This is a genomic window from Mesorhizobium sp. WSM4816 (assembly GCF_055811535.1).
In genome coordinates, this window is sequence record NZ_JBVVQR010000048.1 from 1 (window position 1) to 23568 (window position 23568).

30 protein-coding genes are annotated in these 23568 nt (G+C 62.6%); 15 read left to right on the plus strand and 15 right to left on the minus strand.

Translation table 11 applies throughout. The features are described 5' to 3' along the window. Positions 1–294: 294 nt before the first annotated feature. Together AC0L3H_RS29795 and AC0L3H_RS29800 are read left to right on the plus strand one after the other, a co-directional pair. Positions 295–495, plus strand: a complete 201-nt coding sequence (locus tag AC0L3H_RS29795; RefSeq protein WP_473587866.1) for a type II toxin-antitoxin system HicA family toxin — start codon at positions 295–297, stop codon at positions 493–495. A 4-nt stretch (positions 496–499) separates the two neighbouring features. Beyond that, the gene (locus AC0L3H_RS29800; protein WP_473587867.1) at positions 500–901 is read left to right on the plus strand and encodes a type II toxin-antitoxin system HicB family antitoxin; all 402 of its coding nucleotides are present in this window, start codon (positions 500–502) and stop codon (positions 899–901) included. 55 nt (positions 902–956) lie between these two features. Here AC0L3H_RS29800 and AC0L3H_RS29805 read toward each other — a convergent pair whose 3' ends face one another. Next, positions 957–1556 carry a TetR/AcrR family transcriptional regulator gene (locus AC0L3H_RS29805; protein WP_473587868.1) on the minus strand — a complete coding sequence of 200 codons (600 nt, stop codon included), beginning with the start codon at positions 1554–1556 and terminating at the stop codon, positions 957–959. A gap of 118 nt (positions 1557–1674) precedes the next feature. Between AC0L3H_RS29805 and AC0L3H_RS29810 the strand changes: the two genes are divergently transcribed. Then, positions 1675–2124: an OsmC family protein gene (locus AC0L3H_RS29810; RefSeq protein ID WP_023800599.1), complete on the plus strand. Its 450-nt coding sequence runs from the start codon at positions 1675–1677 to the stop codon at positions 2122–2124. Positions 2125–2141: 17 nt separating this feature from the next. After that, positions 2142–2528: a nuclear transport factor 2 family protein gene (locus AC0L3H_RS29815; RefSeq protein WP_473587869.1), complete on the plus strand. Its 387-nt coding sequence runs from the start codon at positions 2142–2144 to the stop codon at positions 2526–2528. Positions 2529–2540: 12 nt separating this feature from the next. On the opposite strand, the gene AC0L3H_RS29820 is transcribed toward AC0L3H_RS29815, so the two are convergent. Further along, positions 2541–2795: a hypothetical protein gene (locus AC0L3H_RS29820; RefSeq protein WP_473587870.1), complete on the minus strand. Its 255-nt coding sequence runs from the start codon at positions 2793–2795 to the stop codon at positions 2541–2543. Positions 2796–2984: 189 nt separating this feature from the next. Here AC0L3H_RS29820 and AC0L3H_RS29825 point away from each other — a divergent pair, with 189 nt between their 5' ends. Continuing rightward, positions 2985–3656 carry a VOC family protein gene (locus tag AC0L3H_RS29825; protein WP_473587871.1) on the plus strand — a complete coding sequence of 224 codons (672 nt, stop codon included), beginning with the start codon at positions 2985–2987 and terminating at the stop codon, positions 3654–3656. Between the two features lie 309 nt (positions 3657–3965). Here AC0L3H_RS29825 and AC0L3H_RS29830 read toward each other — a convergent pair whose 3' ends face one another. Further along, complete coding sequence (locus AC0L3H_RS29830) at positions 3966–4577, minus strand: LysE family translocator (RefSeq protein WP_473587872.1); 612 nt, start codon at positions 4575–4577, stop codon at positions 3966–3968. A gap of 483 nt (positions 4578–5060) precedes the next feature. Between AC0L3H_RS29830 and AC0L3H_RS29835 the strand changes: the two genes are divergently transcribed. Further along, the gene (locus AC0L3H_RS29835; RefSeq protein WP_473587873.1) at positions 5061–6365 is read left to right on the plus strand and encodes a metal-dependent hydrolase family protein; all 1305 of its coding nucleotides are present in this window, start codon (positions 5061–5063) and stop codon (positions 6363–6365) included. Between the two features lie 140 nt (positions 6366–6505). On the opposite strand, the gene AC0L3H_RS29840 is transcribed toward AC0L3H_RS29835, so the two are convergent. The 5 genes from AC0L3H_RS29840 to AC0L3H_RS29860 all read right to left on the minus strand — a co-directional run bounded on the left by AC0L3H_RS29840 (position 6506) and on the right by AC0L3H_RS29860 (position 8255). After that, positions 6506–6889, minus strand: coding sequence for a YkgJ family cysteine cluster protein (locus AC0L3H_RS29840; protein ID WP_473587874.1), 384 nt, complete (start codon positions 6887–6889; stop codon positions 6506–6508). A 5-nt stretch (positions 6890–6894) separates the two neighbouring features. Beyond that, positions 6895–7062 carry a hypothetical protein gene (locus AC0L3H_RS29845; protein WP_287120983.1) on the minus strand — a complete coding sequence of 56 codons (168 nt, stop codon included), beginning with the start codon at positions 7060–7062 and terminating at the stop codon, positions 6895–6897. Between the two features lies 1 nt (position 7063). Continuing rightward, positions 7064–7471 carry a hypothetical protein gene (locus AC0L3H_RS29850; protein ID WP_473492436.1) on the minus strand — a complete coding sequence of 136 codons (408 nt, stop codon included), beginning with the start codon at positions 7469–7471 and terminating at the stop codon, positions 7064–7066. Further along, on the minus strand, positions 7471–7698 hold the full coding sequence (locus tag AC0L3H_RS29855; protein WP_128248410.1) for a hypothetical protein: 228 nt from the start codon (positions 7696–7698) through the stop codon (positions 7471–7473). Before AC0L3H_RS29855 ends, AC0L3H_RS29850 begins: the two co-directional genes overlap by 1 nt. 347 nt (positions 7699–8045) lie before the next feature. After that, positions 8046–8255: a cold-shock protein gene (locus AC0L3H_RS29860; protein WP_010915421.1), complete on the minus strand. Its 210-nt coding sequence runs from the start codon at positions 8253–8255 to the stop codon at positions 8046–8048. Between the two features lie 43 nt (positions 8256–8298). Here AC0L3H_RS29860 and AC0L3H_RS29865 point away from each other — a divergent pair, with 43 nt between their 5' ends. Continuing rightward, positions 8299–8553 carry a hypothetical protein gene (locus AC0L3H_RS29865; protein ID WP_473587875.1) on the plus strand — a complete coding sequence of 85 codons (255 nt, stop codon included), beginning with the start codon at positions 8299–8301 and terminating at the stop codon, positions 8551–8553. Between the two features lie 273 nt (positions 8554–8826). Further along, the gene (locus AC0L3H_RS29870; RefSeq protein WP_091590669.1) at positions 8827–9006 is read left to right on the plus strand and encodes a CsbD family protein; all 180 of its coding nucleotides are present in this window, start codon (positions 8827–8829) and stop codon (positions 9004–9006) included. 69 nt (positions 9007–9075) lie between these two features. On the opposite strand, the gene AC0L3H_RS29875 is transcribed toward AC0L3H_RS29870, so the two are convergent. Beyond that, complete coding sequence (locus tag AC0L3H_RS29875) at positions 9076–10206, minus strand: metallophosphoesterase (RefSeq protein ID WP_473587876.1); 1131 nt, start codon at positions 10204–10206, stop codon at positions 9076–9078. A gap of 120 nt (positions 10207–10326) precedes the next feature. Between AC0L3H_RS29875 and AC0L3H_RS29880 the strand changes: the two genes are divergently transcribed. Continuing rightward, positions 10327–10914 (plus strand): hypothetical protein, encoded by a 588-nt coding sequence (locus AC0L3H_RS29880; protein WP_473587877.1) that lies wholly within the window; start codon positions 10327–10329, stop codon positions 10912–10914. Positions 10915–10949: 35 nt separating this feature from the next. Here the strand turns inward: AC0L3H_RS29880 and AC0L3H_RS29885 are convergent, their stop codons facing one another. Further along, positions 10950–11615: a TetR/AcrR family transcriptional regulator gene (locus AC0L3H_RS29885; protein ID WP_473587878.1), complete on the minus strand. Its 666-nt coding sequence runs from the start codon at positions 11613–11615 to the stop codon at positions 10950–10952. Between the two features lie 95 nt (positions 11616–11710). Here AC0L3H_RS29885 and AC0L3H_RS29890 point away from each other — a divergent pair, with 95 nt between their 5' ends. The 4 genes from AC0L3H_RS29890 (at position 11711) to AC0L3H_RS29905 (ending at position 15116) form a co-directional block, all read left to right on the plus strand. Next, positions 11711–12493 carry an NIPSNAP family protein gene (locus AC0L3H_RS29890; protein ID WP_473587879.1) on the plus strand — a complete coding sequence of 261 codons (783 nt, stop codon included), beginning with the start codon at positions 11711–11713 and terminating at the stop codon, positions 12491–12493. 105 nt (positions 12494–12598) lie between these two features. Continuing rightward, entirely contained in the window at positions 12599–13996 is a 1398-nt protein-coding gene (gene fumC, locus AC0L3H_RS29895; RefSeq protein ID WP_473587880.1) for a class II fumarate hydratase, read from the plus strand. 123 nt (positions 13997–14119) lie between these two features. Then, positions 14120–14542, plus strand: a complete 423-nt coding sequence (locus AC0L3H_RS29900) for a DoxX family protein (protein WP_473587881.1) — start codon at positions 14120–14122, stop codon at positions 14540–14542. 151 nt (positions 14543–14693) lie between these two features. Next, positions 14694–15116 (plus strand): DoxX family protein, encoded by a 423-nt coding sequence (locus AC0L3H_RS29905; protein WP_128169204.1) that lies wholly within the window; start codon positions 14694–14696, stop codon positions 15114–15116. Between the two features lie 45 nt (positions 15117–15161). On the opposite strand, the gene ppx is transcribed toward AC0L3H_RS29905, so the two are convergent. Next, entirely contained in the window at positions 15162–16697 is a 1536-nt protein-coding gene (ppx, locus tag AC0L3H_RS29910) for an exopolyphosphatase (protein WP_473492420.1), read from the minus strand. Further along, on the minus strand, positions 16697–18898 hold the full coding sequence (locus AC0L3H_RS29915) for an RNA degradosome polyphosphate kinase (RefSeq protein WP_473492418.1): 2202 nt from the start codon (positions 18896–18898) through the stop codon (positions 16697–16699). The genes ppx and AC0L3H_RS29915 overlap by 1 nt, the downstream gene beginning before the upstream one ends. 319 nt (positions 18899–19217) lie before the next feature. Here AC0L3H_RS29915 and AC0L3H_RS29920 point away from each other — a divergent pair, with 319 nt between their 5' ends. Further along, on the plus strand, positions 19218–19463 hold the full coding sequence (locus AC0L3H_RS29920; protein ID WP_473587882.1) for a zinc-finger domain-containing protein: 246 nt from the start codon (positions 19218–19220) through the stop codon (positions 19461–19463). 15 nt (positions 19464–19478) lie between these two features. Beyond that, positions 19479–20705 carry an FAD-dependent monooxygenase gene (locus AC0L3H_RS29925; protein ID WP_473587883.1) on the plus strand — a complete coding sequence of 409 codons (1227 nt, stop codon included), beginning with the start codon at positions 19479–19481 and terminating at the stop codon, positions 20703–20705. A gap of 88 nt (positions 20706–20793) precedes the next feature. Here the strand turns inward: AC0L3H_RS29925 and AC0L3H_RS29930 are convergent, their stop codons facing one another. From AC0L3H_RS29930 to AC0L3H_RS29940, 3 genes are all read right to left on the minus strand, one after another. Next, positions 20794–21480, minus strand: a complete 687-nt coding sequence (locus AC0L3H_RS29930; RefSeq protein ID WP_473587884.1) for a TIGR02117 family protein — start codon at positions 21478–21480, stop codon at positions 20794–20796. A 102-nt stretch (positions 21481–21582) separates the two neighbouring features. Next, the gene (locus AC0L3H_RS29935) at positions 21583–22386 is read right to left on the minus strand and encodes an amino acid ABC transporter ATP-binding protein (RefSeq protein WP_023800620.1); all 804 of its coding nucleotides are present in this window, start codon (positions 22384–22386) and stop codon (positions 21583–21585) included. 21 nt (positions 22387–22407) lie between these two features. Continuing rightward, positions 22408–23565 carry an amino acid ABC transporter permease gene (locus AC0L3H_RS29940; RefSeq protein WP_027155356.1) on the minus strand — a complete coding sequence of 386 codons (1158 nt, stop codon included), beginning with the start codon at positions 23563–23565 and terminating at the stop codon, positions 22408–22410. Positions 23566–23568 lie beyond the last annotated feature (3 nt).

Consider the following 23568-nt stretch of genomic DNA (forward strand, 5'->3'; position numbering starts at 1 on the left):
GCCTCGGTCGCCGGCCTGCTGGTCACCACCGAAGCCATGATCGCGGAGGCTCCGAAGAAGGAGTCGGCTGGCGGCGGCATGCCAGGCGGCATGGGCGGCGGCGGCATGGGCGGCATGGGCGGCATGGATTTCTAAGGAAATCCATCAGCCTTCTGATATGGAAAGGGCGGCCGAGCGGTCGCCCTTTTTATGTGACCAATGGTCTTCCAAGAAGTCGAGGCTCTCACGTGCTATCATTAAAAAGGTGGCGTTGAACCCCTCAAAAGTGTGTATTATGTTACACTGAGCGCTCTTATGGAACGCGACAGCCGGAAGCTGATCAAACTGCTTGAAGAGGATGGGTGGTTTGAGATCGGCGTCACCGGCTCGCATCATCATTTCAAGCATCCGACGAAACCTGGAAAAGTGACAATCCCCCATCCTCGTAAAGATATACCGATCGGCACGGTTCGGGCGCTGATGAAGCACGCGGGGCTGCTCGACAAAGCAAGATGAGAGAATGCGCTACATCGCTTTTATTCGCAAAGATCCTGATAGCGTCTATGGCGTCGACTTTCCCGATTTGCCCGGCTGCATTTCGGCTGGCGACACGATAGACGAGGCTGTGCGCAACGCTGTCGAAGCACTTTCCGGTCATGTGCGAATGCTGGAGGCCGACGGCGATCCGGTGCCTTCCCCTCGCGATTTCGATGCGATTGCAAATGATCCAGAACTTGCGGAGGAACGCGAAGGCGCTATGACGACGGTCGTTCCGCTGATCCGCGACCGTGGTTCCACAACGCGTATCAATGTATCCTTCGATCTCGGCCTGCTTGAAGCTATCGATGCCACGGCGCGTGAACGGGGACAAACCCGCTCCGCCTTCCTTGCTTCGGCCGCACGCAAAGAGATTGTTGACTAGTCGTGCAGACGAGGGGCTGGCCAGGGCCGAGCCTTTCAAGCTCAAACAAGCAGTATCAGCTCGCCGCTACAGCGACCTCTTTGGCCGGCAATGCACCCTCTATCAGCGCGGCGACTTCATCGGCTACCGCCAGCACCGGGGCGCGGTCGCGGCTGGCGCGCGCGATCACCATCAGCCCTTCCAGCGACGATTCGACAAGCAGCGCCAGGGCGCGGGCGCGGCGCTCAGGCACCCCTGCCCTGACGAAGGCCGCCTGCAGCAGGCCTACCCATTGCTCAAAAGCCGACCGGCACAGTTCGGCCAGGTCCGGCACGTCGGCCGGCGAGTCCAGCACCACGGGTGCGATCGGACAGCCAAGCGTGAACTGGTTGTCCTCCAGCATGCGTGCGACCGACTGGTAGATGTGGTGGACAGCCACCGCCGGATCTTTTTCGGCGGCCAGCTCTTCGCCAAGCCATCGAGACACCTTGTCCACGCTGTCGCGCGTCACCTCGATGACCAATTGGTCCTTGCCGCCCGGAAAATGAAAGTAGAGCGATCCTCTTGGCGCACCGGAGGCGCTCAAGATGTCGTTGAGCGAGGTGCCGTGATAGCCGCGCTGCCTCAGCAGCAGCGCCGTCGCCTCGATGATGCGGATGCGGGTGTCGTTCGCCATGTCAACCTCTGTCAGGAGTGAGCACTATAGGCTTGCGCCGAATATGACAATCGGTCTATATAATATGTAGATCAGTCTATATATTCGGCGCCATTCCATCGAAGAGGAGAACGACAAAATGACCATCCGTGAAGCAGAGGCCCAATGGCAGGGTTCGTTGAAAGAAGGCTCGGGCCGTCTGCGGCTCGGCAGCGGCGTCTTCGAAGGCGCCTATTCCTTCCCGTCGCGCTTCGAAAACGGTCCCGGCACCAATCCCGAGGAATTGATTGCGGCGGCACACGCCGGCTGCTTTTCAATGGCGTTGAGCGCCATACTGGGCAACGGCGGCCATGTCCCCGTAGGGATTCACACCGTCGCCAAGGTGCATCTCGGTACGAGCACGGCCGGACCGACGCTCACCCGCATCGACCTCGAAACGGAAGCCGAAATCCCGGGCCTGGCGCCCGAGGAATTCCAGCGCCTTGCCCAATCGGCGAAAGCAACATGCCTCGTCTCCCGGGCTTTGGCGGGCGTGGCGGATATCAGGCTCAAGGCCGACCTCGTCACGGCCGCCGCTGCGGAAAAATGAAATCAGGAGCTACCGAGATGAAACGGGATAGCATCATTGTCGTCCATCCCGACGACCAATCCAGACAGACGGCCGATATCATCCGGCGCTTCAATGACGTGTTCCAGCTTCATGATCCGTCGGCGCTCGCCGAGCTGGTGGCCGAGGACTGCGTCATCGAAAACACCGTGCCGGCGCCGGATGGCGCCCGCCATGCCGGCCGGGAGGCATGCGTGAGGCTGTGGTCGGCGATCGCCAGCGAACCCGGCACCTGTTTTGACATCGAGGAGACGTTCGTCGCCGGTGAACGGGCGACAATCCGCTGGCGTTACTGGCCTGCCGACGGCAACTCCATCCGTGGCGTCAATCTGATGCGCGTAGCGGACGGGCTGATCGTCGAAGCGATGGGATACGTCAAGGGCTAGCGCCAACAGGCGCTACCGCTCGGTCAGCGCCAGTTTTGCGCGAGCGCGACGAAGGCGCCGGCGAAGGTGCGGCGCATCCTGGTTCTGCAGCGGGGTGTGTCCATGACCCGCAGCGGAAGTTCGCTCGTCCTCGATTGGACTTTGATTTTGGGAGTTGATTTGCTGCAATTCAATAAGAATGCTACCAGATTTAGTCGTCAATATTTTTTGCCGATCAGCGATCAGCCTGCCAAAACGTAGGGCGCGTTCGTCCGTCGCGAAGTCCATCTCGGATTAGCCGGCGCGAGTTAGCGCTACCGGATATGTGCACATCCAGATGAGCATCGCGAGGTTCGGCGGCATAGGTGCGGCCCCGTAGCCTCAAATCCCGCCTGCATGCATGAACAGCCACCACCGGCACCGGCCAGTGCGCGGCGTTGAAGATAACGCAACGCATCCAAACCCAAGGAGATCGTCATGAATGATATTCAGGAGCGCGGCGAAGCCGCAATCGCAACCCCGTCAGCGCGAAGGGTCGACATCAAGCTCGAAGTCGCCGTCATCCCCGTTTCGGACGTCGATCGAGCCAAGCGATTTTACGGCGGCTTGGGTTGGAGGCTCGACGCCGACATCACAGGCGACGAATTTCGTGTCATCCAGTTTACGCCTCCGGGCTCCCCGTGTTCGATAGTCTTCGGCTCAGGGGTCACCCCAGGGCCCTACGGCCGGGTCGAACTCGATGTCCTCGAAAGCGTTGGCGAGCTCGTCGTGTCAGACATCGAGGCAGCGCGCGCCGAACTCGCCGATCGCGGTGTCGACGTGAGCGAGGTTTACCACTATGCCGGCAGTGAAGGCCGTGTCAGCGGTCCGGACCCTGAGCGGCGCAGCTACTCCTCGTGGGCCTCCTTCAGCGATCCGTCCGGAAATGTCTGGCTGTTGCAGGAGGTCACTGCGCGAGCGCCCGGCCGCGTCGAAGCTGACGACACCACATTTGTCTCGCCGGCCGAACTCGCGGCCGCGCTCCGGCGTGCGTCTGCGGCCCATGGCGAGCATGAGAAGCGGACAGGCGGCCAGCGTGATGAGAACTGGCCGGACTGGTATGCCGAGTACATGGTGGCCGAGCAGGCTGGCAAGCCGCTGCCGCTGTAAGGATGGATCACGACGTCATTTGAAACAGCATCGACGCAATAGTAACCCTTTGATCGAGGAGCCAGCGCCCTCGGCGGCTCGATCGAAGTGCAGGGCGTGCGCATCCCGGCACCAACCACGCTTTGAGGCATTAGCGATAACGTTTTGACGTCTCTCGGGCAGACGCGCTTATCTTCGGGCGCAGAGCGGTCTCCATCTGGCGCTATTTCATGGCCGACGGCAACTCGCTGCGCGGCGTCAACCTGATGCGCGTCGGGAACGGGCGGATCGTCGAGGCGATGGCTACATGAAGGGGTAGCACCGGCGGCTCTACCGCTCGGTCAGCGCCAGTTTTGCGCCGAGCGCGACGAAGGCGCCGGCGAAGGTGCGGCGCATCCAGGTCAGCACCATCGGCCGCGACACGACGTGGCTGCGGATCGAGGCGGCGAAGATGCCGTAGCCGACAAAGACGACGAAGGTCAAAAGCATGAAGACGGTGCTGAGCTCCAGCATCTTCGACAGCGCATGCGGTTCGGTGGTGCTGACGAACTGCGGCAGGAAGGCGAAGAAGAAGATCGACAGCTTCGGGTTGAGGATGTTGATGAGGATGCCAGAGGTGATCACCTTGCCGGCCGAGCGCGGCGCGGCATCCTGCCCGACGTTCAAGCTGCCGCTCTCCTTCAGCGTGTTCCATGCCATGTAGAGCAGATAGGCGACGCCCAGATATTTCAGCGTCTCGAAGGCGAGCGCGCTGGTGTGCAGCAGCGCCGCCAGACCGGTGATGGCAGCCGCCATGTGCGGAATGATGCCGAGCGTGCAACCAACAGCCGCGATGATGCTGGCGCGCGCGCCACGCGAAAGTCCGGCGCTCAGCGTATAGAGAACGCCGGTGCCGGGCGAAGCCACGACGATCAGCGACGTCAACAAGAATTCGATGCTCACGATGCGTCCTCCGGTGACCTGCCGCCGGCAAGGTAGCCAGCGAAACGCGCGGGCACAAGCCAGCCCGAAGACCGTTAGTGCCTCATTTCGAATTTCGGGTCACGACCCAACGCGGTATCCCTCGGCGGGATTTTGAAACCAACTCCCGTAGGCGACGTTTCGTAAGCTCGTTTCCTGAGGCAAACCTTGCACTGCTGGCCCTGCCGTCATCGCATTGGCCTGACTTTGGACACCACCTTCGCTGCGAACGAGGCCGGTCCGGTGCCAGTCCGGAACACTTCTTGACCCGATGCCGTGTAAGCTACAAACTTGTCCTTGCGCCGTGGCCACCTCTCCTGAAGCGGGATAATCGTCATGTGTCACAAATCCTTTGGATCGCAGGAGCTGACGAAAGGCAAGGTTGCGGCGCATGCCCTGTCCTGCGCCGCTGTGTTGTTCTTTGTTGCGCGCCCGGTTTTCACGATGCTTCGCTCTGGCAGACAAATGCTTGCGGCGGCTCTCCTGCTTGGACTTTGCGCCAGCGCGAGCGCCGATGACGTGCTTTTCGAAAACGTCCGTATCTTCGATGGGAAGGGGGCCGCACTTTCGGCTCCCTCGAGTGTGCTGGTGCAGGGCAAGCTGATCGCGCGGATTTCGACAAGTCCCATCGCGGCCGAGGGCGCGCAGCGCATCGCCGGCAACGGGCGAACGCTGATGCCGGGGCTGATCGATGCGCATTGGCACGCAATGCTGATTGCATCCACCCCGGCAGAGGCGATGGGCGACATCGGCTTCGCCAATCTTGCGGCCGGCGACGAGGCGACGGATACGCTGATGCGCGGCTTCACCACCGTTCGCGACGTGGGCGGGCCGGTGTTCGGCCTCAAGCGCGCGATAGATCAAGGCATCGTCGCGGGACCGCGCATCTATCCGTCCGGAGCCATGATCACCGTGACCAGCGGGCATGGGGATTTCCGCCAGCTCAGCGACTTGCCCCGGACGATCGGCGGCTTGTTCACCCCCATGGAGAGGAACGGCGGCAGCATAGTCGTGGACAGCCCCGACGAGGTGCGTTTGCGTGCCCGCGAGCAATTCATGCAGGGGGCCGCGCTGCTGAAGCTGACAGCGGGCGGTGGAGTGTCGTCGCCCCATAGCCCGCTCGACGTCACCACCTTCACCGAGCCCGAACTGCGGGCCGCCGTTGAAATTGCCGAGAATTGGGGCACCTACGTCACCGCGCACGCCTTCACCTCGGATGCGATCCGGAAGGCTGTCGCGGCTGGCGTCAAGTGCATCGAACACGGCTTCCTCATGGACGAGGCAACCGCCAAGCTGATCGCCGAAAAGGACGTTTGGCTGAGCTTGCAGCCGCTTCCCGAATTGATGAGGACAGGCCTCCGAGAGGGTTCGGTCGAGCGAGCCAAGGCCGAAGAGGTGTGGCCGGGCATCGGCAGGACCTACGAACTCGCGAAGAAATACAAGATCAAGACGGCATGGGGCACCGATGTCCTGTTCTCCCGCGCGCTGGCGAAGCAGCAGGGAGCAATCCTGGCGTCGCTTGTGCGTTGGTACACACCTGCCGAAGCGCTCGTCATGGCGACCGGGACCAATGCCGAGCTGCTGGCGCTGTCGGGCCTTCGCAATCCCTATCCGGGAAAGCTCGGCGTGATCGAAGAGGGCGCGCTCGCCGACCTCCTGCTCGTCGAAGGCAATCCGCTGGAGAACCTTGACCTGGTGGCCGATCCTGCCAACAACTTCAAAATCATCATGAAGGACGGCCTGATCTACAAAAACACGCTGGCTCAGTGAGGAGCGACTGAGCCGCCCGTCTCTACTCGACGCATCCGATGGCCTGGCCGCAGAGCGCTGGAATTGCACAGCCCAGCGACAGGAATGGCCGCTTCCCACCCGAGGTGGAAATTCAAACTGAGACCTATCGAGGCCCGTTATCAGGGCGCCGGCAGACCATGTGCCTTGCGCGCCATCAGGCAGTCGTCGCCACCGGGCATGCAGGCGCGGCAGACGTCCGGCCGGACCTCGTAGATGCCGCAAATGGTCGACTTGCCGACCTCGCCGGAAAGTGCCGAGCAGCGCACGCCGTCACAGCGCATGCCGGCTTCGTCGGCAGCCACATATTTCTGCGGGATCCGGTCGAGCTGCGCGTCATCTTCGGTCGAGAAGCGCGGCCATTCGGCCGAATAGGAACAGCAGGCGCCACAGCTCTGGCAGTCGAAGAGAGGGGCGGCGCGCTCCTCCAGTGACGAAAAGTCCCCGGCGCTCGCCAGGGCGAGCAGCCCTGAGGCAACGGGATTCTGGTCGGCGCTTCGCGGCAAGGGCGCTATTTTTTCTTCCTGGTCTTGCGCGACGCCACGTCCGCCGGCGACTTGAACAGGTCGGTCGCTGCCTCGGCGGCGACATCGGCTTTCGGCGCGGCGGCCGGCTTGGCCAGCTTTGCGGTGGCAGCGGCTGCTGCCGGCTGATCCTTGGCGGAAAATTTTATGGCCATATCAATCCTCGTCGGAGAAACGCGATGATGGCGCATTCGGGTTGCGAAGCCGGCCGATCAGCGCCGAGACCGCCGTGATGTTCATTTCCTCGGGCGACCAGTTCCTGGCCTCCTCGATGTGCCGGGGTGCCAGTTCGCGATGCGTGCTGCCGCTATAGGCGGCATCCTGATGGGTGACGCGCTCACGGGTCTTGGCATTTTCACGGACATATTCGATCAGATAGTTCGGGCATTCGGAGCGGCCACGCACGCCGAGCCTGACCTGGGCATCGCCATGGGCGCGCTTGCAGCGCTCGAGCTTTTCGAGCACGCGCCGGACATACTCGACCGGCTTGTCGAGGGCTCCCACGACATCGGCGATGGTCGAATCGGCGGCGATCGCCTCTTGCGGGACGCGCTTGGTGGCCATCAGCGTTTGCCCACGCGCTTCGGCGCGGCCGCGAGCGCGGCGGCTGCAGCCAGCTCGTCAGCTTCCTTTTCCAGGCGCAGTTCGCGCAGCCGCGCGGTCTTGGCTTCCCGGGCCTGGCTGACAGCATCCTGCTCGGAAATAATGCGGTTGAGCGACATGGACTGGGTCTGGGTCTTGCTGAAGATGGATTCGGCGTGGTCGCGGGATTTCTTCGAAGTGGCGGTCAAGGTCTTTCTCCCGGTTCGGAGCGTAATGCCGAAAATGGCGAGACCGGTCTTTCGACCAGGACCACGCACAAAGCAATACGGCAGTCGATTTCAAATTGCTGGAGCATCCTTAGCACGTTCAAGCGAACGCGCGGTGCTCTTTTCGAACTTTTGCGGCGCCCGAAACGCAAAAGGCCAGGCATTGCCTGACCTCCGCTGGAGCGCCGCGCGTCCGGTTGAACGCGCGTGCACTTGCTCATTCTGCGCATGATCCGTTCCGGAAACCGGTGTTTCCGGGGTCATGCGCTGGAATTAGCCGTTCACCGGTGCCAGTACATCCGTGGTCACCGGCGAGGCTGAATTCCGTTTTAGGCCGCCTTCAACTGATCGGCGGACATCTTGCCCGACTTGTTGTCGCGGACCATCTCGTAGCCGAGCTTCTGGCCCTCGACGATGTCGCGCATTCCGGCGCGCTCTACGGCCGAGATGTGGACAAAAACGTCGGCCGAGCCGTCGTCAGGCTGAATAAAACCGAAACCCTTGGTGGCATTGAACCATTTAACTGTGCCTGTGCTCATAACGAACCCTTTCCGTGGCAAATATTCGTTCGCCGTCATGCGAATGCACAACAGCGTTTGTCTCGATTTTGATGGGGGAAGTTCGTCAAAGGCGCGCCTGGACACGCGGATAACAAAAGTCGGTCAAACAAATATCGACGAATTGCTTTTAGACTTCTTCTGGCGCCGTGTCAATTTTTTGCTTTCGCCGTCTACTTTCGTCGTCGGCGGGCCGATCGCGGCACGCTGGCTGCGCAGGCAATTCGACGGCGGATCTGACGCCGAAAACCGGGCCCAGCGCCAGCTGTTAAAAATGTAAAAAAAATCGCGCCATGCCGGGAACCATCTTGGCATCCGTGCATTGTAAATATCGCCAGCAGTTCATGAGAGCAATCTCAGGAAAGGCTGACACAAAGGACGCCTCCCGTGCAATAAAACGCGCGAGGGGCGTTCTTTTATGCCGAGTAGCAATCGCCATGGCGGTCAGGGCCAAAGGCCGTGGCCTGTTGATTGACCGACGAGGCAGGGCTCCGGAACCGAAAACCCAGCCACCCGTTTCCCAAACAGCAGATTGATTCCGGGAGATGCGGCCATGGTGAACAAGAGTCAGATTGCGGGCCTAGCCAAGCAGCTCAAGGGCTCGGTGAAGAAAGCCGCCGGCAAGGCCACCGGCAACAGGCGCGTCCAGGCTGAAGGCGTGGCCGACAAGATCGCCGGCAAAATGCAGAAGGCCTATGGCGACATCAAGGACAAGTTCAGGAAGGTGATCTGACCCCTGCGCTGCTGTTTCGATAGCGATGAGGAAAGCGGTTTAGCGGTCAGCTCTATGCTTCAGTTGCCGTTAGAAATTCAGGCTCTTTGAGAAAGCGTTGGTGAAGACGATCTCGCCATGGTCGCCAACGGCTTCGCCAAGCGCCACGTCCATGCTGTCGCCGCTCACCCGCGCCAGCGCGAAGCCGCCCATATAAGCGGCCTTCGGCTTGAACAGGTCGAGCCCATCGCCGCGGTAGATCATCGCTGTCTCGTGCTGGTGGCCATGGAAGATGCCGATGACGTTGTAGCCCTTCAGCGCCGCCAGCAGCGCCTGCCGGTCCGCCTCGCTCCACCAGTGCGGCGCACCAGCGCCTTCATCGTCGAAGGTTCCTTTGGCGGCATCCCACCGTTCGATCGAGAAAACATCCCAACCGTAGTGCTGGAACAGGATGACGGGGCGGCCGTCCGCTGCATAGGTCGCCAGATCCTGCTTCAGCCATGGCAGGCCGGAGACCGCGCCGTGGCCGGTGTCGCCGGCGAAACGGTGCGTCTGGACGAGATGCAGGCCGCCCCAGTCCCACGAGTAGCAGTCGGTGTCGACATCGTAACTGGTCACCGGCACCGGCGGCTTGAAGAACACGCCGGCACGATGGTTGACCTCGACATAGTCGCGCATTTCGCGGCGGTACCAGTCGACGTGGTTAGGCGGGCCGTTCTGGTCGAGATCGTGGTTGCCGAGGCCGACATAGACCGGCACATGCACGCGATCGGGGCCGACGCCCTGCTGGAAACGCTGGCTGAACTGGAGCAACTGCGTGCCTTCGCTGGGCTGGATGACCTGGCCGCCGCCGTCGTCGGTCATGTCGCCGCCGACGACGAGGCCGAGCGGCGTGTCGATGCGGCTGCCGGCTGAGCGCAGGCCGGTGGCGATGCCGTTGATTTCGGCCGGCCAGTGCTTCTCGCCAATGCCGTTCAACGCGGCGATACTGCGCAGCAAGGCGGCGTCGGTCTTGCCTTCCTGCTGGCAATTGGGGCTCAGCCCGCTGGCCATGCGGCAGGCATGGACATCGGCGACGAACAGCAAGGTGGCGTCGACAGGCGCAATGCGCTGCCCGGTCTGTCCGAGTGCCGGTCGCGCAAGGACGCCGGCCGCGGCCAACCCTGCTCCCTGCGTCAGGAAGCGGCGCCGGGAGAGTGATCCTGCCGAGATGCGATTCATGGCGTGAAATTCAGCACAGCCGGCGCCTCTTCGTCCAGTTGCCGCGAACGGCATGTCGACACGCTGCCGCAGGTCTGGCATTGCTTTCAGGTCAGGACTCAACTTGCGCGGGCAAACGCTATGAAGACTATATCCATCGCCACGGCACTTACCATCCTGGCGAGCGCCGCTCATGGTGCCGAGTGCATCGACGCCAAAGCCGCCAAGGCCGGCTTCATTCTCGAAAGGCCCGGCATCCACAGCGAGTTTCGACCGGCGGCGGGTGGAATGGTGTCGGTCGCCAACGAATACCAATCCCAATCGCCGCAGACGCAGTTTCTGTTCGGCGGTCTGATCGAGGTGTTTCGCGACAGCGAGACCGGTCAGCTTGCGATGATCCCGTTTTCCGATCTCAGAAAGCTGTTTCCGCTCAAGGCCGGGGCGAAGAGCACGACCGTTTTCGTCCGCCTCGCTGCAAACAAACAGCCGAAGGGCACCGAGACGCTCGAGATCAACGTCAAGGGCAAGGAGACGTTCAGCCTGGGCGACTGCAAATACAACGTGCTGGCGGTCAGGCTTACGATCAAGAACGAGGCCGGCAAGATCCAGGATGAATTCACCGCGCTCTATGCGCCCGACCTGCAGGCGGTTCTGGCCAGGCGCTATGACGAGGGCACCAACGCCGAAAGCGTGGTCGGCTACGAGGTCATCAAACCGCTGCCGAATTAACCCCGGCAGGGCAGAAGGCGACTGGCGCTCCGGCATCAAAAGGCTTTGTACTGCCGCAGCACCCTGCGACGTCGCTTCGCTCTTGCTGAGGAAACCCCCTGCTCCAGCGCGTTCAGGCAATCGCGCAGCACGGCAGAATCCTGCGTCGTCTTGGCAATCGACATGGCGCCGGAATAGGTCGCGACCGCGAGTGCCGCGAAACGCTGCGGATCGGTGTCCTGCTCCCTGCCCGCTTGCTGGTCGGCCCCGACCTTGTCGGCGATCGCCTGGCGCCACGCCGAAAAAATGCCGGCAAGGGCGGTGCGGAAATCCGGATCGGCAAGCGACAATTCATGCGCCAGGTTGTTGAGCGGGCAGCCGCGCACGAAACCCTGTTGCTCCAGTTCCGCGGCCACGGCCTCGAACACGCTGCGCACGCCCTCGCGCGCCGAGCCTGCCGCCTGCACCGGCGCGATCCATGTTGCTTCGACGGCCGCGGCGACCCGCTCCTCGATCACCGCCAGCGCCAGCGCCTTCTTGGTCGGGAAGTGATGATGCAGCGCGCCGCCGGTGACGCCTGCCGCGGCCATCAGGTCGCCGAGGCTGGAGGCATGGTAGCCGCGCGCCTGAAACGAGGCTTCGGCGACGTCGAGCACGCGTTTGCGCAGGCCTTCCGGGTCGTTGGTCCGTTTGCCGGGCTGCGCCTTTGGGCGAGCGGTCATCTCTGCTGACATTTTTCAACGATAGCAGATTGACAAAACAGGACAACCGGTCTGTTTATAAAACAGGATGAACGCCCTGTTTTGGAGATTGCGCGATGAGCCTGCCCCTGAATGCCGCGTCCAAATCCGGCCTCAACGCCTCGCCGGTCGTCGAGCTCAGGCAATACACGCTGAAACCTGGCCGGCGCGACACGCTGATCGGCATCTTCGACGGTCACCTCATCGAGGGTCAGGAAGCGGCTGACATGACCATCATCGGTCAGTTTCGCGATCTCGACCGGCCTGACATGTTCATCTGGCTGCGCGGCTTCGAGGGTATGGAAGCGCGGAAAAATGCACTGACCGCGTTCTATGAGGGGCCCGTCTGGGCCGCCTGGCGCGACGCCGCCAACGCCACGATGATCTCCTCCGACGACGTGCTGTTGCTGAAACCGGCATGGCCCGGCGCCGGCTTCGATCTGTCGGGATCGCAACGAGCAGCCTTGGATGGTTACGAAAAACCAAGCGGAGACAATCGCTTGTCGGATATTGTTATCATCAAGATTCATCATCTGCGGCACGGCGCCGAAGCCGACTTCGCCAGCCGCTTCAAAACCGACGCGATTGCCGTGTTGGCGGCACATGGCGCGCGGCCACTTGCTGCGTTTGTCTCCGAACATGCCGAAAACAGCTTTCCCCGCCTGCCGGTGCGATCAGGCGAAAATGTCTTCATCAGCGTCGCCGCCTTCGACAGCGCGGACGCCCATTCCCCCCACGAGGCAGTCCTTGCCGGTTCCCCGGAGTGGCAGGCATTCGAGCAGGATGCCCAGTCATGTCTGGCTAGATCGACCGAGACCTTGCGCCTATCTCCAACCTCACAGTCGCTGCTTGGGCGGTGAGTGGCGCTCCTTCAACCGATTTGCATCTTTGTCGCCCGCAATCTCCGCTTGAAGCCATTTGTGCAACGCGATAGGCCGTTTGCAAATTGCAATCCGGAGAGACATGTGAGCGCGCCAGAGACCAGAACCGAAACCGACACGTTCGGTCCCATCGAGGTCGCCGCCGATCGTTACTGGGGCGCACAGGCGCAGCGTTCGCTGGGCAATTTCAAAATCGGCTGGGAAAAGCAGCCGGCGTCGATCGTTCGCGCGCTCGGCATCGTCAAGCAGGCGGCGGCCGAAACCAATATGGAGCTGAAGCGGCTCGACCCGGCCATCGGCAAGGCGATCATCGAAGCCTCTCAGGAAGTCATGGACGGCAAGCTGAACGATCATTTCCCGCTGGTCGTCTGGCAGACCGGCTCGGGCACGCAATCCAACATGAACGCCAACGAGGTGATCTCCAACCGGGCGATCGAACTGCTGGGCGGTGTCATGGGGTCGAAGAAACCGGTGCATCCGAACGACCACGTCAATATGAGCCAGTCGTCGAACGATACCTATCCGACGGCCATGCACATCGCCTGCGCCGAGTGCATCGTGCACGATTTGTTGCCGGCGCTCAGGCATTTGCACGCCGCGCTGGAGGCCAAGACCAAAGCATTCGCCCACATCGTCAAGATCGGCCGCACCCACACGCAGGACGCGACGCCCCTCACCCTTGGCCAGGAATTTTCGGGCTATGCCGCGCAGGTCGCCTCCTCGATCAAACGCATCGAGATGACGCTGCCCGGCCTGCAGGAACTGGCGCAAGGCGGCACGGCCGTCGGCACCGGCCTCAACGCGCCGGTCGGCTTTGCCGAGAGAGTGGCGGATCGCATCGCCGCGATCACCGGCATCGCCTTCGTCACCGCGCCAAACAAGTTCGAGGCGCTGGCGGCGCATGATTCCATGGTGTTCTCGCATGGCGCCATCAACGCCTGCGCCGGCGCCCTGTTCAAGATTGCCAACGACATTCGTCTGCTCGGCTCCGGCCCGCGCTCCGGCCTTGGTGAACTGTCGCTGCCGGAAAACGAGCCGGGTTCGTCGATCATGCCGGGCAAGGTCAATCCCACCCAGTGCGAGGCGATGACCCAGGTCTGCATCCAAGTGTTCGGCAACAATGCGGCCGTGACCTTCGCCGGCAGCCAGGGCCATTTCGAGCTCAACGTCTACAACCCGCTGATGGCCTACAATTTCCTGCAGTCGGTGCAACTGCTCGCCGACGCCTCCATCTCGTTCACCGACAATTGCGTCGTCGGCATCGAGGCGCGGGAAGACAATATCAAGGCCGCCCTCGACCGTTCGCTGATGCTGGTGACAGCACTGGCGCCGACCATCGGCTACGACAACGCCGCCAAGATCGCCAAGACCGCTCACAAGAACGGCACAACCTTGCGTGAGGAAGCGCTTGCCACCGGGCTGGTCAGCGAAGCCGACTACGACCGCCTGGTTCGGCCAGAGGAGATGACGCATCCGGGATGATCTTGCGCTGATCGCAAAAACTTTACTGCGGTGAACAATCTGTAACCAAATCTGCATCTTTGGTGAACAGTCGCCCTGCTTTATGTGGGTGGGCACCACAACCCCTCCCGGAGAGAGCCCATCATGTCCACCAACACGACCGTTGCCGGTTCCGGCACCGTTTCCAACGCCTCAGGCAGGATCCTGCTCGGCCGTATCCTGCTTTCGGTCATCTTCGTGCTTTCCGGTTTCGGCAAGCTCACTGCGATCGCCGGCACCGCCGGTTACTTCGGCAGCATGGGTCTGCCGATGCCGACCGTGACGGCGATTGTCGTCGGTCTGCTCGAGCTGCTCGGCGGCCTCGCCATCCTCATTGGCTTTCAGACCCGGATCACCGCCTGGGTGCTGGCAATCTTCACCGTCGCCACGGGATTGGTCGCCCACACCGGCTGGGCCGATCAGATGCAGATGATCAGCTTCATGAAGAACCTGGCGATTGCCGGCGGCTTCCTCGTGCTGGCTTCCTCGGGCGCCGGCGCCTATTCGGTCGACGCCAAGCGCGGCTGAAGCAGTCCAGGAACCACTTGCAGCAAGGGGCGCGGAATTTTCCGCGTCCCTTTTTCGTTGTCGGTTTATGCCCGTCGATCAGCCGGCCGGACTTTCTGCTAGGATGAGGTGTCGGGGTGAAGCCAACCGCCGCCGACGTCGGAGGTGACCAATGCCCCGCAATGCGCTGCTTCTGCTTTCGCGGCTGCTGCTCGCGGCTCTATTCGTTCCGTCCGGCTTTCACGCGCTTACCGACATTGCCGGCACATCGGGCTATTTTTCCGGCCTTGGCCTGCCGCTGCCGACACTTGCAGCCTGGGCGACGGGGCTGTTCGAAATGATCGCCGGACTGCTCATCCTCGTCGGCCTCAAGACGCCGATCGTGGCGCTCCTGCTTGCCGCTTTCTGCATCGCGGCAGGCTTCATCGGCCACTATGGCCAGGGCGGCGACGATCCGACGCTGACCTTCATGCATTCGCAGATGCTGATGAAGGACATCGCGCTATCGGGCGGTTTTCTGGCGCTGGCAATGGCAGGCGCCGGCGCCTACTCGATCGACGGGCGGATGCTTCGGATCGGCGCTGAAACGACTTGACCGACACAACTGCCGGACTGAGCCGAATTACTTGACTGAGCCAGACTACTTGGCTGGCATAGTGGGGCCGCCCTCCACCGCCAGCACCAGCCGGCGATTGGTGACCCTCGCCAGTTGCGCCAGTCGCCCGGCCGGCCGCTCGCCGTAAAGGTCGGCCAGCGACGCCGGCAGCACCAGCGCCAGCACGCCATTGCCGCGCCTCTCCCATTTCAACCGCGGCATGACGCCCGGCATTGCCGCCGTCAGCAGGTAGACGACGCGCATCACCGCGGCCAGCACACGGGCGCGCTCGATATAGCGCGGCGTTGCCAGTGCCTTGATTTCCGGCGCGATCGATTCGTTGAAGACGCCATCATGACGGTAGGCGTTGGCCAGCGCCAGGAAGGCGCGGCCGGGATGGTCGACGCCGATGAAGGAGGCGTGGGCAATGATGTTGAGCGATTGCTTGCCGCGATATTCGGGATGCGCGCGCCAGCCGATGTCGGCAAGTAGGCAGGCGGCCTGGCGGTAGCGCGCCTCGTCGACCGTCTCCTCGATGCCGAAGGCGGCGAAGGTCTTGCCCGTCCACTCGACAAGCTCATGCGCGTGGGTGACCGAGCGCGAACGCAGCCGGGCGAGTTCCTCCGAGGCCGAGATCAGCGGATCCGCCTTCTGCTCGGCTTTGTCGAGCAGCGAATAGAGAAAGCCCTCGCGCACGCCCAGCGCCGAGACGATGATCTTGGACGGCTGCATCGCCGCCATGATCTCCTGCAGCACGATGGCGCCATAAGGCAGCAGCGAGCGGCGGTTCTTCGAGACGCCCTCGATACCCCTTACTTTCTCGATCTCACCCTTGGCGACCTGCTTGAGGAAGTTCGCAGCGGCGTCGATGCCGATCTCGTAATGATGCATGACACTCAGCGGATAGCTGGTCATTTCCATGTACAGCCGGGCGAGGTTTCGCCAGGTGCCGCCGACCGCATAGAAAGGCCTGCCCTGCCCGCCTTTCAGCAGTCTTGCCTTCGCGAGCTCGTCGCGCGCTATCTTTGCCGCCTGGGCCAGAGAGTTCTTGGCCATGTCCTGCAGGCGCAGGCCGCCCAGCGGCAGCGTGATGCCGTCGCCGATTGCCTCGCCATCGACGTCGACAAGTTCGAGGCTGCCGCCGCCGAGGTCGCCGGCGATGCCGTTGGCCGGGTGGAAGCCGGAAATGACGCCAAGCGCGGAATAGTGGGCTTCCTGGCGCCCGCTCAATACCTGGACCTCGGTCTTGAGCACATCTTCGGCGCGGTGGATGAAATCGGGGCCGTTGACCGCCTCGCGGGCGGCGGCGGTCGCCAGCACATACATATGCTCGGCGCCGGCCTGCTCGGACAGCGCACGGAAACGCCGAAATTCCTCCATCGAACGGGTCACCGCCTCGGGATCGAGCTTTCCGGTCGAGACGATGCCGCGACCGAGGCCGGCCAGCATCTTTTCGTTGAACAGCGTGGTTGGCGAGCGCGCCAGCCCCTCATAGACGACAAGCCGGATCGAGTTCGACCCGATGTCGATGATGGACAGCGGTCGGCGGTCCTGAAGCCGGCCCTGGGACGTTGAAATCATCAGCCGGTCGCTGCGGCGTTTTTCTTGCGGCGCTTGAACTGCGCGATGCGCTTGGGCGCATGCGATTTCAGCGCATCGCCGCGTCCGGAGAGGCTCGGATTGGTCATGAAATATTCCTGCGCGTTGAACGGTTCCTCGCCCTCCTCGAGCGTGGCGCGCCGGGAGGTTCCGTCAGCCAATACGTCGAAACTTTGCTGGTTGTCCATGATGTTGCCCAGCATGATCTGACCGAGGACTTGTTCATGCACCGTTGGATTGGTGATCGGCACCATGGTTTCGACGCGACGGTCGAGATTGCGCGGCATCAAATCGGCCGATGAGATGTAGACGATCGCCCCGTCCGACGGCAGTCCATGGCCGTTGCCGAAACAATAGATTCGGCTGTGTTCGAGGAAGCGGCCGACGATCGACTTGACCCTTATGTTTTCCGACAGGCCCGGCACTTGGGGCCTCAGGCAGCAGATGCCGCGCACGACGAGATCGACCTCGACGCCGGCGCGGCTGGCGTCATAGAGCGCGTCGATGATGATCGGGTCGACCAGCGAATTCATCTTCATCCAGATGCGGGCCGGCCTGCCCTCCAGCGCATGGGCAATCTCGTCCGAAATGTGCTTGAGGATGCGCTTGCGCAGCGTGAACGGCGAGATGGCCAGCCGCATCTCCTCGGTCGGCTCGGCGTAGCCGGTGATAAAATTGAACAGCTGGGCGACATCGCGGGCGATTGTCGGAGCGGTGGTGAAGAAGGACAAGTCGGTGTAGATGCGCGCGGTGACCGGATGGTAGTTGCCGGTGCCGAGATGCACATAGTTGCGCAGCTTGCCGTCCTCGCGCCGCACCACCAGCGACATTTTCGCGTGGGTCTTCAGTTCGAGGAAGCCGAACACGACCTGAACGCCGGCGCGCTCGAGGTCGCGCGCCCAGCGGATGTTGGCTTCCTCGTCGAATCGCGCCTTGAGCTCGACCAGCGCGGTCACCGACTTGCCGGCCTCAGCCGCGTCGACCAAAGCGCGCACGATCGGGCTGTCGTTCGAGGTGCGATAGAGCGTCTGCTTGATCGCCACCACTTCCGGATCGGCCATCGCCTGGCGCAGGAACTGCACCACCACGTCGAAGGATTCGTAGGGGTGATGAACGATGATGTCCTTCTCGCGGATGGCGGCGAAACAGTCGCCGCCGTGCTCGCGGATGCGTTCGGGAAAGCGCGGATTGTAAGGCTTGAATTTGAGATCGTCGCGGGCGATGGCGACGATCTCGGAAATCTGGCTGAGCGCCAGCGGACCGGTGAGCACGCTGATCCGGCTCGACGAGACGCCAAGCTCGCCGGCGACGAACTCGCGCAGTTCGGCCGGCATCAGCTTGTCGAATTCGATGCGGATGACCGAGCCGCGACGACGCCGTTTCAGCGCCGTCTCGAACAGGCGCACGAGATCCTCGGACTCCTCCTCGACCTCGATGTCACTGTCGCGGATGATGCGGAACGTACCGGAGCCCTTGACCTCGTAGCCGGGGAACAGCTTGCCGATATAGAGGCCGACCGCTTCTTCCAGCGGAATGAAGCGGACATGATGCTTGCGGTCAGGCAAGCGGATGAAGCGCTTCAGCGCCACCGGCAGACGCAACAGCGCGCTCATCTCCTCGCCATTCCTGCGGTGGCGCAGTTGCAGCGCCATCGAGAAGCCGAGATTGGGAATGAACGGGAACGGATGCGCCGGGTCGATCGACAGCGGTGTGAGCACCGGAAACACCTGCTCCTGGAAATGATCCTCGAGCCAGGTCTTCTCGTCCTTGGTCAGCCCATCGCGGCTGATGCTCTCGATGCCTTCCTTGTCGAGCAGCAGCATCAGAGCGGATAGGCTGTTCTGCTGGTCCTCCTGCAGGCGCTCGACCTCGCGCAGCAATTGTTCCAGCTGTTGTTCGGGGGTGCGGCCGTCCGCGCTCTTCAGCGTGATGCCTTCGCGAACCTGGCCGGCGAGACCGGCGACACGGACCATGAAGAACTCGTCGAGATTGGCGGCCGAAATCGACAGGAAGCGGACCCGCTCGAGCAGCGGATGGTTGGCGTTCAGCGATTCTTCGAGGACGCGGCGGTTGAATTGCAGCCAGGAAAACTCGCGGTTGACGAACCGATCCGGGTTGCCGCCCTCTGGGCTCGCCACCTCGACGGTGGTGAATTCGCTCTGCACCGGCTTTAGTTCGTTCATGGTTCCTGCTCGTTTCACACCCGCTGGCCACAGCGTCGCGCGTCTTTGCGGACGCGCAAAAGGACGCTCCCGCCACTTAAGCTACGCATGATCCCCAGCAAAACCGAATTCGGTTTCGGGGCCATGCGCTTAACCGGCTTAGCTTATCCTGTGACAGGCTTTTACGACAGTTTGATTTCATCGATCTTGCAAAGAGACTGCTTATGATCCAGATGCAATCCAGGTACAGCGCGGCGCGTCCTTTGGACGCGCAAAGGACGCGGTGGAATTTTGATTTTGCACATGATCCGGGGTCATGCGGCAAATATAGGAGACGACGATGGTAGGCGGTTCCATTCCCCATTTCCAGAACGATGCGGGTTATGCGGCGATCGACATCGGCGTCAAGGAATTCATGTGCACCGGCGCCAACCCGCCTTTCGACCATCCGCATGTGTTTCTCGACATGGGCGACGACAATGAAAAGGTCTGCCCCTATTGCTCGACGCTTTATCGCTATTCGCCAAAGCTGAAGGCGACGGAAACGCAGCCTGCCGGATGCCTCTATATCCACCAGGCCGCCTGACGCGCACACCATCCGATGGACGACACCCGTTCCCGGCAGGTCGTTATCGCCGGAGCCGGCGTCGCCGGACTGACCGCGGCACTGGCGTTTTCCGAGCGCGGCTATCTGGTGCGGCTGTTCGAACAGGCGCCGCGCCTCGAAGCGGCCGGCGCCGGCATCCAGCTCTCACCCAACGCGACGCGCATCCTTCGCCAGCTCGGCGTGCTCGACCGGCTGTTGCCGGCGGCGGTGCGGCCGGAGGCGGTCGTGCTCAAGGACGCCGCCACGCTGCGTGAGCTGGCGCGGGTGCCGCTTGGCGAAGCGGCCGAAAAGCGCTGGCAGGCGCCTTATCTCGTCGCTCATCGGGCTGATCTGCAAGACGCGCTGATGGCGCGCCTTGCCGAACAGCCGGACATCAGTCTCGTCACCGGCGCGCGTGTCGGCGGCATCGCCACAGGACCGCGCCATGCCACGGCAACAGTCGAGATTGCCGGCAAGACAGTCGAAGCCGGCGGCTTTCTGCTGATCGGCGCCGACGGCGTCTGGTCGGCGATCCGGGCTTTTGGCGGGTTTGCGGCCAAAAGCCGGTTTTCGGGCGAGCTTGCCTGGCGCGCTACGATCAGTGCAGGCAGTGTCGCAGGAGAAGCCCTTGCGGCGGTCGGCGCCGCCAATTGCGTGACCACCTTCCTGCATCCCGGCTTCCACCTCGTCGCCTATCCCGTCAGCAACGGCATAGCGTTCAACCTGGCTGCCTTCACCAGGGGCGAGGTCATGGCCGAGCGCTGGTCGGGCCACGCCGACTCCAATATCCTCGTCGGCGCCATGCGTGGCACGGCGGCAGCGCTGGCCCGGCTTGCCGAGGATGCCGGCCCGTGGACCGCGTGGCCGATCCATACGGTCGACCAGGCACAGCCATGGACGACGCCCGCCAGCATCGCGCTGATCGGCGATGCGGCGCATGCAATGACGCCGTTCGCGGCGCAGGGGGCGGCGATGGCGATCGAGGATGCCGCAACCCTTGCCGGCTTTGTCGCTGCCGCGCCCGCCGATCCGTGGGGCGCGCTTGCCGCCTGGGAGAAGATGCGCCGCCCGCGCATCGCCAAGGTCGCCCGCCGCGGGGCGGTCAACCGGCTCGCCTGGCATGCAGCGGGGCCGGTGGCCGTCGCGCGCAACCTGTTCCTGAAGTGGCGCTCGCCGGAAAAGCTCGCGGCCGATCTCGACTGGCTCTATGGCTGGCGGCCGCCGGATGGCGATCGGCAATGAAAGCTCGACCGGTTGGCGGGACAGCGCCCCCCTCTGTCCTGCAGGACAGAGGGGGCGCGCCGCAATGAGGCGCTGATTACCCGGAGCATCAATTATAAATCCGCATCGACAGGTCGAGTGAGGCCGGCAGCGGATTCCACCAGCCTGTCCGCAGGCCGGCGATACGCAGAGCCGCCGCTGTCCAGGTGTTGCAGCCAACCAGCGCATTGAAATGGCCGTTGGCTTCGTAGAAGCGGTCGAACCTGGAATAAGCGGCATTCTCGATCAGGATCGGACCGTTCGGCCCTTGCTGGAAACTCGCCGCGATGAAGTCGAGCAGCGCTGCAAAACGCTGCTCGCTGATGTCGAAGCCGGCGACGTCGGGGTGCGGCTCGACAATGTTGCCGGCGACATCGACATGCATCACCGATGCGTCCAACGTCAGCGCCTTCATCACCGGCGCCGCCTTCAGTTCCGACCAGGTCGGCGTCTCCAGATAGAAGGCGCGGCCTCCCCAGCCGAAGACGATGTAGCGGACCCCAGCCATGTCGGCCGGAATGCCGCCACCGACCAGGAAATGGAAGCGCTTGCGCACGTCGTCATCGACCGGGATGGCGATATCGGTGTGGATCGGATTTTTCAGCACCAGGACGTGCCTGGTGGCGGCGGGATCGGCGGCGGCCGCCGGCAAGAGCGGCCGTGGAATGAACGTGCCCAGAACCACGGCAAGCACGATTGCCACCACCAGAATGGCGAGAAAACGCCCAAGCCTTTTCACGAGGGACGGCTTTTTCATGAGGGACGGGCTCGCAATCGGGGCGCAATCGCCTGCTGACGGCTCAGACGCAAAAGAGCCCGGCAGGGTTCGGCCGGGCTCTTTTGATTCGCGTGAGAGCAATCAATGCAGGATTTGCGACAGGAACAGTTTTGTGCGCTCGTGGCGCGGATTGTCGAAGAACTCGGCTGGCGTGTTCTGCTCGACGATCTGGCCCTGGTCCATGAAGATCACCCGGTTGGCGACCTTGCGTGCAAAGCCCATCTCGTGGGTGACGCAGAGCATGGTCATACCCTCTTCGGCGAGGCCAACCATCGTCTCCAGCACTTCCTTGATCATTTCGGGATCGAGCGCCGAGGTCGGCTCGTCGAACAGCATGATGCGCGGATTCATGCACAACGAGCGGGCGATGGCGACGCGCTGCTGCTGGCCGCCGGAAAGCTGGCCGGGATATTTGTTGGCCTGTTCCGGAATCTTGACGCGCGTGAGGAAGTGCATGGCGATTTCCTCGGCCTGCTTCTTCGGCGTCTTGCGCACCCAGATCGGCGCCAGCGTGCAGTTTTCCAGGATGGTCAAATGCGGGAACAGGTTGAAATGCTGGAACACCATGCCGACCTCGCGGCGCACCTCGTCGATCTTCTTGAGATCGTTGGTCAATTCCTTGCCGTCGACGATGATCTTGCCCTTCTGGTGCTCTTCCAGCCGGTTGATGCAGCGGATCATCGTCGATTTGCCCGAGCCCGAAGGGCCGCAAATGACGATGCGCTCGCCGCGCATCACCTTCAGGTTGATGTCCTTCAGCACATGGAATTCGCCGTACCATTTGTGCATGGCGATGATGTCGATGGCGACATCGGTGGTGGAAACCTGCATCTTGGCGGCATTGACCTTGATCTCTTCCGCACTGACTGCATTTTCTATTGTCATGGAAGGTTCCCTTTTTTGTTCTTAGCGCTTGTGGCCGGTGTCGAGCCGGCGTTCCGTGAACATCGAATAGCGCGACATGCCGAAACAGAACAGCCAGAAGACGAAGGCAGCGAACACCAGGCCGGACCTGGCCGTTTGCGGCGTTGCCCAGTTGGGGTCGTTAAAATTCTGTTTGACGACGCCGAGCAGGTCGAACATCGAGATGATCGAGACCAGGCTGGTATCCTTGAACATGCCAATGAAGGTATTGACGATGCCGGGAATGACCAGCTTCAGCGCCTGCGGCAGCACGATCAGGCCCATTTTCTGCCAGTAACCGAGGCCGAGCGAATCCGCACCCTCATACTGGCCCTTGGGGATCGCCTGCAAGCCGCCGCGCACCACTTCGGCCATATAGGCAGCGGCAAAGAGCGAAACACCGATCAGCGCGCGCAGGAACTTGTCGAAGCTGACGCCGGCCGGCAGGAACAGCGGCAGCATGACGCTGGCCATGAACAGCACGGTGATCAGCGGGATGCCGCGCACCGTCTCGATAAAGATGACGCACAGCATCTTGACGATCGGCATCTTCGAGCGCCGGCCGAGCGCCAGCACGATGCCGAGCGGCAGCGACACGGCAATACCGACGAAGGACAGGGTGAGCGTCACCAGCAGCCCTCCCCATAGCGGGGTTTCGACATGCGGCAGGCCGAACACGCCACCAACCAGCAGGATGAAGGCAAAGATCGGCAGCGCCCCGAAGAACAAGATGGCGTTCAGCCCCTTGCGCGGCACCTTCGGGATGAGCAGCGGCACCAGAAGCGCCACGAACAGGATGGCGACCAGGATCGGCCGCCAGCGCTCATCGATCGGATAGCGGCCGAACATGAACTGGCCGAACTTGGCGTTGACGAAGGCCCAACAGGCGCCGGACCAGCCGTCCGGCTGGACGCCGCCCTGTGCCGCCGTGGCGCAAAAGGTACGGTCCGCGCCGGTCCATTGGGCGTTGATGAAGGCCCAGCTGATCAGTTGCGGCAGGATCATCGCGACCAGCACGATGCCGATGATGGTCAGGATCGTGTCACCGGTCGACGCAATCAGGTTCTTACGTATCCAGGCGCCCAGGCCGCGCTCGCTTGCAGGCGCCGACTGTGCCAGCGCCATTTCGACGCGGACGAAGGAAAGATCGTGCTCCTGCATGTC